The sequence below is a fragment of the Companilactobacillus sp. y65-5 genome (assembly GCF_057541095.1).
Genome location: NZ_BAAJOA010000003.1, coordinates 117,780 through 131,529, shown reverse-complemented (window position 1 = coordinate 131,529; position 13,750 = coordinate 117,780). Strand labels below are relative to the sequence as shown.

At 39.2% G+C, this 13,750-nt stretch carries 10 protein-coding genes; 9 read left to right on the top strand and 1 reads right to left on the bottom strand.

Translation table 11 applies throughout. From position 1 onward, the window contains the following. Positions 1-29 precede the first annotated feature (29 nt). Positions 30-1,688, top strand: a complete 1,659-nt coding sequence (locus tag AC27FM_RS07095) for an aryl-sulfate sulfotransferase (protein ID WP_487087037.1) — start codon at positions 30-32, stop codon at positions 1,686-1,688. 204 nt (positions 1,689-1,892) lie between these two features. Here the strand turns inward: AC27FM_RS07095 and AC27FM_RS07090 are convergent, their stop codons facing one another. Next, complete coding sequence (locus AC27FM_RS07090; RefSeq protein ID WP_487087036.1) at positions 1,893-3,290, bottom strand: hypothetical protein; 1,398 nt, start codon at positions 3,288-3,290, stop codon at positions 1,893-1,895. 630 nt (positions 3,291-3,920) lie between these two features. On the opposite strand from AC27FM_RS07090, the gene AC27FM_RS07085 reads away from it, so the two are divergent. The 8 genes from AC27FM_RS07085 to ligA all read left to right on the top strand — a co-directional run bounded on the left by AC27FM_RS07085 (position 3,921) and on the right by ligA (position 13,742). Then, a complete protein-coding gene (locus AC27FM_RS07085; RefSeq protein ID WP_010020786.1) occupies positions 3,921-4,121 on the top strand; it encodes a cold-shock protein in 201 nt (66 codons plus the stop codon). Between the two features lie 125 nt (positions 4,122-4,246). Then, positions 4,247-5,452, top strand: coding sequence for an MFS transporter (locus AC27FM_RS07080; RefSeq protein ID WP_487087035.1), 1,206 nt, complete (start codon positions 4,247-4,249; stop codon positions 5,450-5,452). A gap of 177 nt (positions 5,453-5,629) precedes the next feature. Further along, a complete protein-coding gene (locus AC27FM_RS07075; RefSeq protein ID WP_487087211.1) occupies positions 5,630-6,190 on the top strand; it encodes a glycoside hydrolase family 73 protein in 561 nt (186 codons plus the stop codon). A 50-nt stretch (positions 6,191-6,240) separates the two neighbouring features. Next, a complete protein-coding gene (locus AC27FM_RS07070; protein ID WP_487087034.1) occupies positions 6,241-6,822 on the top strand; it encodes a xanthine phosphoribosyltransferase in 582 nt (193 codons plus the stop codon). A gap of 26 nt (positions 6,823-6,848) precedes the next feature. Next, on the top strand, positions 6,849-7,979 hold the full coding sequence (locus AC27FM_RS07065; protein ID WP_487087033.1) for an ATP-grasp domain-containing protein: 1,131 nt from the start codon (positions 6,849-6,851) through the stop codon (positions 7,977-7,979). A 3-nt stretch (positions 7,980-7,982) separates the two neighbouring features. Further along, positions 7,983-9,278: an adenylosuccinate lyase gene (purB, locus tag AC27FM_RS07060; RefSeq protein WP_487087032.1), complete on the top strand. Its 1,296-nt coding sequence runs from the start codon at positions 7,983-7,985 to the stop codon at positions 9,276-9,278. Between the two features lie 183 nt (positions 9,279-9,461). Beyond that, positions 9,462-11,702, top strand: coding sequence for a DNA helicase PcrA (gene pcrA, locus AC27FM_RS07055; protein ID WP_487087210.1), 2,241 nt, complete (start codon positions 9,462-9,464; stop codon positions 11,700-11,702). 21 nt (positions 11,703-11,723) lie between these two features. Beyond that, a complete protein-coding gene (gene ligA / locus AC27FM_RS07050; protein ID WP_487087031.1) occupies positions 11,724-13,742 on the top strand; it encodes an NAD-dependent DNA ligase LigA in 2,019 nt (672 codons plus the stop codon). Positions 13,743-13,750 lie beyond the last annotated feature (8 nt).

Below are 13,750 nucleotides of genomic sequence, written 5' to 3'. Positions count from 1 at the left end.
TTAGATTCAATTGAGAGGGAGAATGAAAAGTGAAGAAAAAACTAGCTGTTGTAGCAGCGCTATTAGCGTTTTTCTCGTTAATAGCAGTTGCTTGTTCAAAAACTAGTTCTGATAGTGATAATGCCAAAGTTTTGACAACGGCACAGATCAAGAAGAATATTGGTTCGAAGCTAATTAAGACTCGTGAGAACGATCAAGCTGCGCTGACAAAAAAATATCAAACTGAAGTCAAAAAGGCTACTAATACTTTAGATGATCCATATATTAAGGTGAATCCATACAAGACATCACCACTGACTGCCTTGGTGATTTTTAAAACTGATCAGGCAGCTAAGGTAACTTATACGGTCGAAGGAGAGAGCGACGGTACTAGTATTACTAATACGGTGAATGGTGGATATTCCAAGACTCATCAAGTGCCAGTCGTTGGGCTATACGCCAATAAGACTAATAACGTAACGATCAACGTCACTTATCAAGATGGTACTTCGGAATCAAAGACGATCGAAATCAAGACAGACGCACTTCCAAAATACATTAAGAATGCGACGATAACGGTTAAGAATACTGATAAGTCAAAAATGGACATTGGTGACAATAAATTAACGATCATCAATCGAACGACGAAAGAACCGTTTGCTATTGATGCAGATGGTAATGTCAGATGGTATTCAACTAATTATTCACAACATACAATCGAACAGATCTCTAACGGTCGCATGTTGATCTTGACTAAGAAAAAAGAAAGTTCACAGGTTTATAATGATTTGATCGAGACGGACGTGCTCGGTAGAGTGTATAAGGAATACAGTTTTGATACGGGAACTAAGTCAAATGACTCTGGTAATGCAAAGGATGAAACTACTGTCATCCATCACGACTTGGTAGAATTACCAAATCAAGATATTCTAGCAACTGTCAATGATGGTTCGAAGTACAAAGAAGATGTCATGGTTCAGATTTCGCACAAGACTGGTAAAGTCGTAAAAGTTATCGACTTGAAGAAGATTCTACCTAGTTCGATGTATAAGGATTACAAGGCAGGATCTGACGGCAAGATCGACTGGTTCCATCAGAACTCGGTTGATTATGACGAATCAGACAACAGCATTATGATTTCAGGTCGTAATCAAGATATGATCATGAAATTAGATTATAAGACTGGCAAGATTATTTGGATATATAGTGGTAAGAAAAAAGCAACTTGGCCTAAAAAATACCGTGATAAGATCTTGACACCAACACAAGGAACGACGATCACCGGTGGACAACATGGATTGTATTTACTAAATCGGGACGGCGACAGTGAAGATGTTATCTTGTATGACAACAATATCAATGTAACTAACGGAGATAAGAAGACGTCTGGTAAGTATTCGCAAGCGGTGGAATATCATATTGATACTAAGAATATGACGATCGACCAGACTTGGTCCTATGGTAAGAATCTAGGTAAGAGCAACTTTACTAGTATAATTGGTTACGCTGAACGTGAATCTAATGGTAATACATTGGTTGATTTTGGCTTCAAGAGTAATGGTAAAGAAAGCAATATCATCGAAGTTGACCCTGAAGGTAATCAAGTCTTCAATGTAACGATGAAGAATGCTTCATCTAAAGCATATGCATATCGTGCTTATCGAGTTCCATTTTATTCATCGAGTTATGTATTCGATGTCAACAAATAATAAATATTGAACCAAACAAAAGGCCATCAATTCGCAGTTGAATTGATGGCCTTTTTTAGAGGCAGATATCTAAATACGGATACAACAAGCTACCTGATTGGGGTGGCAGCTTGTTACAAAAAGATTATAACACAATATTTATGTCATAAAAGTATAAAAAATATCATATGTTTAACATGACATATCACTTAAATAGTATAAGCACTATTTTTTAGAATATTTCTCATTGATCAGGTTAATTTTCTTTTGAATTTGTTTGTCGAATTCTACCATCATGAAGTATTGGGACTTGTAGGACTTCTTATTAGTTATTCGAAGTGCATCCGTCCAGTCCGCGTAACTCACCGCAACGACGGGATTTTCCTTATGGGTGATGTAATAGCTCTTGAACATTGCATCATCGTGTGTGTCGCCGGACCAGATGTAATCAATGTCCTTGTAAGACGGTATGTAGTAAACATCACGATTAGCATTGGTTTGGAATGCAGAGTAATTGATCGCAAGGGCAAAAGTATCGCCGTAATCCTTTGACATATAGTCGGCACGTAGACCGGCTGAGACGGTGGCTAAGATAACGACCGGTAGAATAAAATTGTGATACTTGTCTAACAATATATCCAAGTTGATAGCAATCAGAACACTTATGAAGCAGAAGGCCGCGAAGAGGCAACGCGATCCAAATGGTGAAATGACTAGAAATGGTGCAACTGAAACGATTGAAAATAAAATCAAGGAAATATTCACTAGTTGTTGCTTACGACGGTTCCGCAGTCTCAATGAAACGATAACTACCACTGAGATGAATAGCAACAAGATGATCACTGCCAAGATGATGACTGGTAATCTGTAATAATTTTGGAAGTAGTTATACATCGTATCTTGTTTGCCACTGAGGTGACGATACGGATCAGTTCCAGCGAAGACTTTCAAGTATGCGCCATTGATGAACATTAGGATGGCACCCAAGAAGTTACCTGCCATGATGGCGTAAATAACTTTTTGGAAGGACTTGCCGAATCGTTTGCGGAAGAACAGCCATACTAAGACGATATTAAAACAGTTTAGGAGCGTTATATGTTCCGCAAAAAACTGTGCAAACATAGCCGCAAAGAAGATGAGCATGGTTGAGGTTCGATAATAACGGTTGTCACGATCGAGATTTTTTATTACTAAGTAGATCAAAAATAATGGAAAGACGACCGAAGGAACGTAATTAGCAAAACCTGAATGCCAGCCCCAAATCTGCTTGAAGATGAGTTTGGGTGCCAATAACATAATGGTAGCAGTGATACCAGCTGATACCAAGCCTAGTCCTTTGGCAGGTGAGATCTCTTCTCGTATTTTTTGCGTTAGATAAACGATCAGAGTGGGAAAGATACCGTAGGCGAGAAAAGAGATACTTTTGAACTTCATCATTAAGATTATCAACAAGTCACCAAAGTATCTACCATCATAGTGTGTGAAAGTGCCACTCTGGAAATACTGGAGACCCCAGGCACTCCACCAATTGAGGTCGTCTCCGACCATGGGCATCCAATATCCGATTAGAGCAAAAATCAAGAAAATCATAACATAAAAACTTAATTTAACTGTTCTTTTCATATTACATCCTTTGCGCTTTATTAATAATAGGATATCTATAATAATGACATCAAGCAATGATTTTTTAGGTTATGCTGATATGTTTATACTCATATTATGAATAAAGGTGATTTTTGATGAATAGGTACCAAAGTAGCAGACGAGTCGTCTATACGTTTGGTCGCCGCTAGACTACCTGTGCTCGGTGCAAAAATGCTTTGACGACTATCAACTCTAAGCGGACGTTTGATTCAAAATAAGACGGATTTGTCAAGGTCTTTAAAGTCACTACCGACGACAAGACCGCGGCAGGTGATATCTTGATTGGACACTTAGCAGTTAATTAAATCGGAGTTCTGTCAGATACTGAAAACGCTATGAACATTGCCAGTGAAGCATCTTCAATCACTACTCAAGAACAGTTGGTACAGTGTTTTATCCCTTTGAAAAACAAATAAATTTGTAATAAATTATATGAATTTATTTAAACAGATTTTTGGGAACGGTTTGAAATGATTTCGGATACATGTTAGTATAAGAGTTGTATTTTTGAATGGTTAATGGTTCGAATGGTTTTATATAATAAAGGCTTTCTTCCATAAAGTACCACGAGATGATGCACAAATATTAGTTATCAGGAGGAACAGTCTGATGGAACATGGAACAGTAAAATGGTTTAACGCAGAAAAGGGTTATGGTTTTATTACTCGCGAAGATGGTAGTGATGTATTCGTACATTTCTCAGCTATCCAAGGCGACGGTTACAAGACACTTGAAGAAGGTCAAGCTGTAACATTTGACATTGAAGATAGTGATCGTGGACCACAAGCTTCAAACGTTGTTAAGGACTAATAATAATTAAATTTTCAGCCAACTCTTAGGAGTTGGCTTTTTGTTTACATAAAATTTACATTTTTCATCAATAAATCTTACATTCTAACGCTATAATTAACAATTAAACGCTAGGAGTGTGATCAATGGTGAAGGCTAGTAAAACTGATTGGCATAAGAATTTTTATATTTTGTGGCTGGGAAGCATGATTACCGAACTAGGTAATGCGATGACGATACCCTTTATTGTATTGTACATTGACACTTTAGGTAACTTTACTAGTTCTGAGTTGAATATTTTAGGAGCCATGGCTTTTTCGTTGACATACTTGGCTAAGGCAATAGTTTCACCATTGTGGGGTCGGTTGGCTGACCAAAAGGGACGCAAGCTGATGTGTCTGCGAGCGTCAGGTGTGATGACTTTGACGATATTCTTGGTCGGATTATCACCTAACGTCTGGTTCTTATTGTTTTTTAGAACTTTACAGGGAGCTTTTTCCGGATATATCAACAACGCTAACGCCTTGATGTCGGTGGAGGCTCCGGTTGCAATGCGCGGTCGTGTGATGAGTAAATTAGTCACTGGCAGTATCACGGGGACCTTGATCGGTCCGCTACTAGGTGGAATATTGGCGACCTTAGTTGGCTATCGAGGAGCCTTCTTTCTTACAAGTATTTTAATGGGAACGGTTTTTCTGATGACGCTAGTGGGCGTTAAGGAGGACTTCACACCGATTACTAAAAGTGAGTTACAACCACTGTTACCAGCAATGCGTAAGATCGGTGCAGGCTTCTTTATCGCCTTGTTTGGTTCGCTATTAGCAATTCAGGCCACGACTAACGCTATCACTCCTATGGTGAGTTTGTTCGTGAAGCAACTTTTGCCTGACACAGGTCATCTGAATCTTGTTACTGGTATAGTTACATCTGCACCGGGGGTGGCAACGATTCTGATGTCAGGCATCGTGGGTAGGTTGATCGACAAGTATGGCGCTAGAATAAATCTGATGGCGTTCTTAATTCTAGCCATCGTGACTTTATTTTTGACTAGTTTGATTCAAAACGTCTGGCAATTAGCTGGGTTAAGATTTGTCTTAGGAATGGCGGACGCCGCCTTGTTGCCAGCCATTCAGATCTTGACGGTTCAAAAAGTTCCGCAAGCGATTTTCGGGAGAGTCTTCAGCTATAACCAATCAGCACAATCAATGGGAAGTGTCATCGGCCCAATGATGGCAGCTGGGATAGCTAATTTTAGTGGTTATCGCAGTATTTTCATTTTCACAGGGATGCTAGAAGTTATCGCCATGCTGAGCTGGATTATTTATTATCATAATCTAAAGATAAAAAATTAAAATTAAGGTTAGATTGTCATATTATTGTCATATTTTTTTGAAACATATCGGCTATAATATAAGATAATGACAAAAAAGGGATAGAGTGAGCAATTGCCGCAAAAGAGGAGATACACTAGTCGTCGGAATTCACGACGTAAGAAGAAGAATAGTAATACATCTGTAATAACTTTGGTAATGATCCTTGCAGTTATTTTTATTGGCTTTTTCGGTTATCGCCAATACACTCAATATCGCGAAGATACTCGAACTGAAGAGGTGGACCAAGAACATAATTCATTCGTAAAAAAACTTGCTCCATATGCCGTAACTTTGGGCAAAGAATACGGAGTTTTACCAAGCATCACTATTGCACAGGCAATACTGGAGAGTGATTGGGGCAACAGCACTTTAGCGAAGGATTATAACAATTATTATGGTGTTAAAGGAGATAACCCTGATAACACCAAAGTATTACAAACGAAAGAGTATACAAATGGTCAATGGGTAACCATCAATGGCCGATTTAGAGTCTATGCAGATTTTAGAGAATCAATGAAGGATCACGCCGAACTGTTAGTCAACGGAACAACGTGGAATTCCGAACAATACAAACAAGTCATACAATCAAAAGATTATATTGATGCCGCTGTTGCACTTCAAACGGATGGATATGCGACCGATCCCGGATATACAAGCAAAATTATTCGGATTATACAAAAATATAATCTAAAAAAGTACGATGAAGGTATCAAGTGAAAATCAAAATATGATAGACTCTAATTATTCTATAAATGGGGGATAACGCAGTGAAAGAACTAGAAGAAAGAATAAAAAAAGATGGTCGCGTTTTAGGCAAAGATGTGCTAAAAGTTGATAGCTTTTTGAACCATCAAGTTGATCCAATGTTAATGGAAAAAATGGGTGAAGAATTTTACAACCGTTTTAAAGATGAAGGCATCGACAAGATACTTACTGTGGAATCTTCAGGGATTGCCCCAGCAGTAATGACAGGTTTGAAATTTGGAGTGCCTGTCGTGTTTGCTAGAAAGCACAAGTCAGTCACCTTGAGCGACGATCTATACACATCTGAGGTTTATTCTTTTACTAAGAAGACAACTAACCATATCAGTATTGCTAAGAAGTACCTATCAAGTGAGGATACTGTTTTGATAATCGATGATTTCTTAGCTAATGGTCAGGCTGTTAACGGTTTGAACACAATTATAGAAGATGCTGGAGCAAAACTAGCAGGTATCGGAATCGTTATTGAAAAGTCGTTCCAAAAGGGAAGACAGATGATTGATAAAGCTGGAACTCCGATTTACTCGTTAGCACGAATCAAGGCTTTTGAAAATGGACAAGTTGTTTTTGAACCTGAAAACGACTAGCGACTGGTTTATAGGAAGGTGGATTTATGACTTTTATTGCGCCCGGTAAGACACTGGGAATAATTGGCGGCGGTAGTGAAACTTATTTGTTCGAATTGGAAGCTAAGAGAATGGGCTTTAGAACCATGCTTTTGACGACCGAAGAAGACGACATTGCTACACAAGCAGCTGACAATTATTTAGTTGGTGAATTAGAAAACATCGAAAATCTAAGTGAATTAGGCCGTAGAAGTGACTTGCTTTTGTACATGGATGAAAACTTTAATAGTAGCCTATTGTCACAACTTGAAGCACAATTCAACGTGGCACAAGGCTCTGGTTTATTATCTATCGCACAGGACAGGTATATTGAGCGTACGCTGTTGAACGATCTGAACATCAACGTCCCACCTTTCTTTTCAATCGTAACGACTGATGATATCAAAAAGGCGATAGAGGAGATTGGTTTTCCTTGTATCATGAAACCAATTCAAAAGAACCAAACTATTCTTCGACAACATATCTTGTACAACGAGAGTGATGTCGATCAAGTTACTAGCTTACTGGAAAATGGTACTTACATTTTGGAAGCTTGGATCGATACCAAAGCCGAATATTCTATTATGGTAAGTAAGAGTAAGAATGGTAAGGTTCATACTTTCCCTATGATCAGAGAAATATACGATGGATCACATTTGATGAGTTCTTATTTGTTTAAGAAGAACAATCCGGATGTTGAAGCGGAAATGCAGAGAGTGGCTTTAAAAATTGCTGACAATATAGATTATGTTGGTATTTTTGGGATTGGATTTTTGGTATCACAAGCTGATGTGTTATATGTGAAACGGATTTTTCCCGGTATCAATTATTCAGCTAATGTCTATCAAGAAGCTACCGGAGTTTCACAATTCGAATTACACGTTAGAGCTATTTGTGATTGGCCGATTCCTGAGATATATCCGACGGTAAATGCTGCGACTTTGAAAATAGTCGAAGGTAATCTACCTCAGAGTTTGGATCTATTGCAGGAAAAGGCACAATGGAAATTCAATTATTACACAGGATTCAAGGCCAAGAATGAGGCTAATCGGGATGTTGGTTATATCTCGATAGTTTCAGACGACGCAGAAGAACTAAAGGAAGATATCCTATCAACTAATATTTGGAGAGTAGAATAACTTATGATTGACAGATACGTAACTAAAAAAATGAGTCCCATTTGGACAGATCAGAATAGATTTCAGGCATGGTTGGAAGTTGAAATTGCTGCAACAGAGGCGTGGAGTGAATTAGGTGAAGTTCCTGCTGAAGACGCTAAATTGGTTGCAAAAAATGCCAAGTTTGATATTGATGAAATTAAAGAAATTGAAAAAGAAACTAAACATGATGTTGTTGCCTTCACACGTGACGTTTCACGATACTTAGGGCCAGAGAAGAAATGGGTTCATTTCGGACTCACTTCAACTGACGTGGTTGACACAGCTTACGGTTACTTGATGAAGCAAGCTAACGACATCATTCGTGAAGATCTACAAATATTCTTAGAAGTTGTAAAAGAAAAAGCACTTGAGTACAAGGATACAGTCATGATCGGTCGTACTCACGGGGTGCACGCTGAGCCTACTACTTTTGGCTTGGTCTTAGCTAACTGGTATTCAGAGATCAAACGTGATATTGAACGCTTCGATCACGCCGCAACAGGTGTAGAGGCTGGAAAGATCAGTGGTGCAGTTGGTAGTTTTGCCAATGTCCCACCTAAGGTTGAGGAATTAGTATGTAACAAATTAGGAATCCGTGCTCAAGAGATTTCAACGCAAGTGTTGCCACGTGACTTGCATGCTGAGTATATTCAAACAATGGCTTTGATCGCAACGTCGATCGAACGCTTTGCTTTGGAAGTAAGACATCTACAAAGAACTGAGGTTAGAGAAGCAGAAGAGTACTTCGCTGCTGGACAAAAAGGTTCTTCCGCAATGCCTCACAAACGTAATCCGATCGGATCTGAAAACGTAACAGGATTAGCTCGTGTCATCAGAGGACATGCCTTCACAGCTTTGGAAGACGTACCACTATGGCATGAACGTGATATCTCGCATAGTTCAGCTGAACGTATCATCATTCCTGATACAACTGAATTATTAGATTATATTTTGACACGTTTTACTAAGATCACAAAGGATCTCACAGTCTTCCCAGATAAGATGCTCGAAGACATGAATTTGACACATGGGTTGATCTTCTCACAACGTGTCATGTTGAAGCTAGTAGAATCAGGTCTCAGTCGTGAACAAGCTTATGACATCGTTCAACCTAAGACAGCCGAAGTTTGGGATGAGAAAAAAGATTTCCGTGAATTACTAGAAGCTGACAGTCGTGTAACAGATCGACTATCAAAAGCTGACATTGATGATGCCTTTGATTATCACTGGCATTTACAACACGTTGACGAAGTTTTCAAGCGTGTAGGTTTAGAATGATTTTAATGAAGAGGTTAGGCTTAGTCCTAGTCTCTTTTTTTGGTTTCTAACCAAGTTATCCACAATTGTTGTCGCGTCCTAAATAGTATAATTGTTATAATAAATTTGCTACAATGTAAAATAGATGTTTTTTGCAAATGTTGATATATTAAGGATTTGAAGGAGTTAAAATTGGAAGAAGCAATGTTAAAAGGTTTAAATACAGAACAACAAGAAGCTGTTCGCACAACAGAAGGTCCGCTATTGATCATGGCCGGTGCCGGAAGTGGAAAGACCAGAGTTTTAACTCACCGTGTAGCTTATTTGATCGAAAACAAGAATGTAATGCCTTGGCATGTTCTTGCTATCACTTTTACGAATAAAGCTGCCAAAGAAATGAAAGAAAGAATCGGTAAACTACTAGATGAAGCAGCTGAAGATGTTTGGGTTTCGACCTTTCATTCACTGTGTGTTCGAATATTAAGACGAGACATTGACAAGATGGGCAAGTCCCGTTCATTTACGATTTCTGATCCTTCCGAACAACGAACTTTGATGAAGCAAATTTTGAAGCGGATGAACTTGGATCCTAAGCAATACGACCCACGTGCTATTTTGGGAACGATCAGTAATGCTAAGAACGACCTACAAAACCCCGAAGTTTTCGCTCAAAACGCTAAGTCACCTTATGAACAAGTCGTAGCCAATTGTTATGATGCTTATACAAAAGAAATGGATAAGAATCAAGCGATGGATTTTGATGATTTGATCATGCAGACTAACGTCTTATTTGAACAATGTCCAGATGTCTTGGAGTATTATCAACAGAAGTTCCAATATGTCCATGTGGATGAATATCAGGATACTAATGAGGCTCAATATAAGTTAGTTCAACAATTAGGTGCTAGGTATCGTAACGTCTGTGTCGTTGGTGATGCTGATCAGAGTATCTACGGTTGGCGTGGCGCTAACATGAAAAATATTATGAATTTTGAAAAAGATTACCCAGAGGCAACTACGATCAAGTTGGAACAAAATTACCGTTCCACGAAGACGATCCTTGATGCTGCTAATGAAGTTATCAACAATAATACTGAAAGAAAACCAAAAGAGTTGTGGACAGATAATGATCAAGGCGCTAAGATCAATTTTTATCGTGGCCAGAACGAATCAGACGAAGCTCTGTATGTTATTTCTCAAATCAAAGAATTAACTGCCAAGAACTACAACTACGGCGACTTTGCCATTTTGTATCGTACGAATGCTCAATCTCGTACTTTTGAAGAAAAACTCCTTCAAGCTAATATCCCATACAAGATAATCGGTGGTCACAAGTTCTACGATCGTAAGGAAATCAAAGACATCATGGCTTATCTAAGGTTGGTGGCTAATCCAGATGACTCGATGAGTTTTCAACGAATCATCAATACCCCTAAGCGTGGCATCGGACCGGGAACGATCGACAAACTCCAAGCCTATGCGGATGAACACGGTTGGTCGCTACTAGAAGCAGCTGAGAATATCGAACTGTCGTCTTTAGCAGCTAAGCCTAGAAAGACGTTTGCATCGTTTGCGAAAATAATCGACGACTTGGCTGAAGAATCTAAGACCGTTTCAATGACTGACTTGATGGACCACTTGTTGGATAGGTCAGGCTACGTGGAAGAATTGAGATCACAAAACAACCTTGAATCGCAATCACGAATCGAAAATATCGAAGAACTTTTGACGGTAACGACTCAGTTTGATTCAGCTTATGAACCAGACCCTGAAGTGGATGAAACTCGTTTGGAATCATTCTTGACAGAACTATCATTAGTCAGTGATCAAGATGAATTGGAAGAAGACCAACAAGAAATAACCTTGATGACATTACATGCTGCGAAGGGTTTGGAATTTCCAATCGTCTTCTTGGTTGGTATGGAAGAAGGAATCTTCCCACTAGGTCGGGCGCTGCTGAAGCAAGAAGAACTAGAAGAAGAACGCCGACTAGCCTATGTTGGTATCACACGTGCCGAAAAACGTCTGTACTTGACTGATGCATACAGTCGTATGCTTTATGGACGTTTGCAGAGCAATCAAGTTTCGCGCTTTGTTGAGGAGATCAATGACGATAACATCAATTGGGTCAATAAAAATGCTGGCGGAATGGCTGGTTCTGATGTTAAAAAGGTTGATGAACAAAAACTTCCGTATGTACAGCGTCGTCGTCAATCAGCCTTTCACTCCAGTTACAAAGTCGATGAAGCTCAAAAGGCCAGCGGAGCCCAAGGTGCTGAAAATATCAACTGGAATATCGGTGACAAGGTCAACCATAAGAAGTGGGGTCAAGGAACAGTTGTCAAAGTTAATGGCTCCGGTAAAAATGCTGAATTAGATGTCGCATTTGATAATGAAGGTATCAAACGATTGTTAGCAGAGTTTGCTCCTATTAAAAAAGCCTAATGATTACAGAGGTGAAAAAATATGGCAGAGATCACTAAAGAACAAGCCAATGAAGAATTAGTTGAATTACGTGTAAAACTTAACGAATATCGTGAAGCGTACTATACGAAGGATGCCCCTGAAGTTGAAGATAACGTGTATGACCAAAAGTACAATCGGTTATTAGAACTAGAGTCACAATTTCCTGATTTAGTGACGCCGGATTCTCCGTCACAATTAGTCGGTGATGTCACTTTGCCAGACTTTGGTAAGGTCACACATGATATTCCGATGCTATCAATGGGGGATGTCTTCTCTGAGGAGGAGCTGTCCGAATATAACGAACGGATCGAAAAAAACGTTGGCAAAGAAGTTGACTATAATGTGGAATTAAAGATTGACGGCTTAGCTATATCTCTAGTTTATGAGAACGGTATCCTCGTCCAAGGATCAACACGTGGTAATGGAACCATCGGAGAGAATGTTACTGATAATTTAAAGACGATCAAAACGATTCCGCAAAAGCTTAACCGTCCACTGAATATTGAAGTTCGTGGTGAATGCTTTATGTCTAAGAAAGAATTTTTGCGTTTGAACGACGAACGTGAAAAAGAAGGACTACAAGTTTTCGCTAATCCGAGAAATGCAGCTGCAGGAAGTTTACGTCAGTTGGATTCCCAAGTAACTTCATCTAGAAAATTAGATACCTTCATCTATACAATCGTTACTTTCGATGATCTCAATGTCACAACTCAGAGCCAAGCTCTTCAAACACTTGAAGAATTAGGGTTCCACGTTAATCCTACGGCTGAGGTTACGACTGGTTTGAATGGGGTCAAAGAATATATCGAACGTTTCGGCAAAGTCCGTGACGATTTGGACTATGGTATCGACGGAGTGGTCTTGAAGGTCAATGACTTAGCAATGCAACGAAGTCTGGGCAACACGGTCAAAGTTCCTCGATGGGAGATTGCTTATAAATTTCCGCCTGAACAAGCCGAATCGATCGTTCGCGAGATTACTTGGACGATCGGTCGGACGGGTGTGTTGACGCCGACTGCTATCATGGATCCAGTCCAATTAGCTGGCACTACTGTGGCACGTGCTACTTTGCACAACGAAGATATGATCAAACAAAAGGACATCAGAGTTGGAGATACTGTCTTGTTGCACAAGGCAGGAGATATCATCCCTGAAGTTTCGCAAGTCGTATTGAGCAAGCGACCTGAAGATTCGGTCCCAGCTGAAATACCAACGCACTGCCCATACTGCGATTCAGAACTGATTCACTTAGAGGATGAAGTAGCTCTTCGTTGTATCAATCCTAAGTGTCCGGCTCAAATAAAGGAACAGCTGACGCATTTTGCTTCAAGAAATGCAATGAATATCGATGGTTTAGGTCCCAAAATCATCGAACAGTTGTATACTAAGAGTTTGATCAAGGATGTTGCCGATTTGTATAAGCTAACAGCTGATGATTTGGCGACACTTGATGGGTTTAAAGAAAAATCAATCAATAATTTACTTACGGCAATAAATAATTCAAAGAGTAATTCAGTCGAAAGATTGATCTTTGGTCTAGGTATCCGTCACGTCGGAGCCAAAGCCGGTCGAATCCTAGCTGAAAACTTTGGTAGCTTAGATAATTTGATAACTGCTACTAAAGAAGAAATTCTAGAAGTTAATACTATGGGTGAGATCATTGCTGATAGCATCATCATGTATTTTGCCAATGAAGATGTTCAAAAGCTTATCAATGAACTGAAGTCCGTTAATGTTAATATGGATTTTGTCGGTAGTTCTAATTCAAATGAAACAAATTCGCATTTTACTGATAAAATAGTGGTTATAACCGGAACGTTAACAAATTATAAACGTTCAGAATTAGCGACGATCCTAGAAAATTATGGTGCTAAGGTCACGAGTTCAGTTACTAAGAAGACTGATATTTTGATCGCCGGTGAAAAAGCCGGTAGTAAGTTGACTAAAGCGCAACAATTGGGAACGCAGATTATTGATGAAGGAACATTATCTGATTATCTGGATGATGCTAAGGATTAGGAGAAAAG

Coding starts and splice junctions, on each gene's coding strand:
- AC27FM_RS07090 (WP_487087036.1), bottom strand. CDS start 3,290: ATGAAAAGAACAGTTAAATTAAGTTTTTATGTTATGATTTTCTTGATT.
- AC27FM_RS07085 (WP_010020786.1), top strand. CDS start 3,921: ATGGAACATGGAACAGTAAAATGGTTTAACGCAGAAAAGGGTTATGGT.
- AC27FM_RS07080 (WP_487087035.1), top strand. CDS start 4,247: ATGGTGAAGGCTAGTAAAACTGATTGGCATAAGAATTTTTATATTTTG.
- AC27FM_RS07075 (WP_487087211.1), top strand. CDS start 5,630: ATGATCCTTGCAGTTATTTTTATTGGCTTTTTCGGTTATCGCCAATAC.
- AC27FM_RS07065 (WP_487087033.1), top strand. CDS start 6,849: ATGACTTTTATTGCGCCCGGTAAGACACTGGGAATAATTGGCGGCGGT.
- purB (WP_487087032.1), top strand. CDS start 7,983: ATGATTGACAGATACGTAACTAAAAAAATGAGTCCCATTTGGACAGAT.
- pcrA (WP_487087210.1), top strand. CDS start 9,462: ATGTTAAAAGGTTTAAATACAGAACAACAAGAAGCTGTTCGCACAACA.
- ligA (WP_487087031.1), top strand. CDS start 11,724: ATGGCAGAGATCACTAAAGAACAAGCCAATGAAGAATTAGTTGAATTA.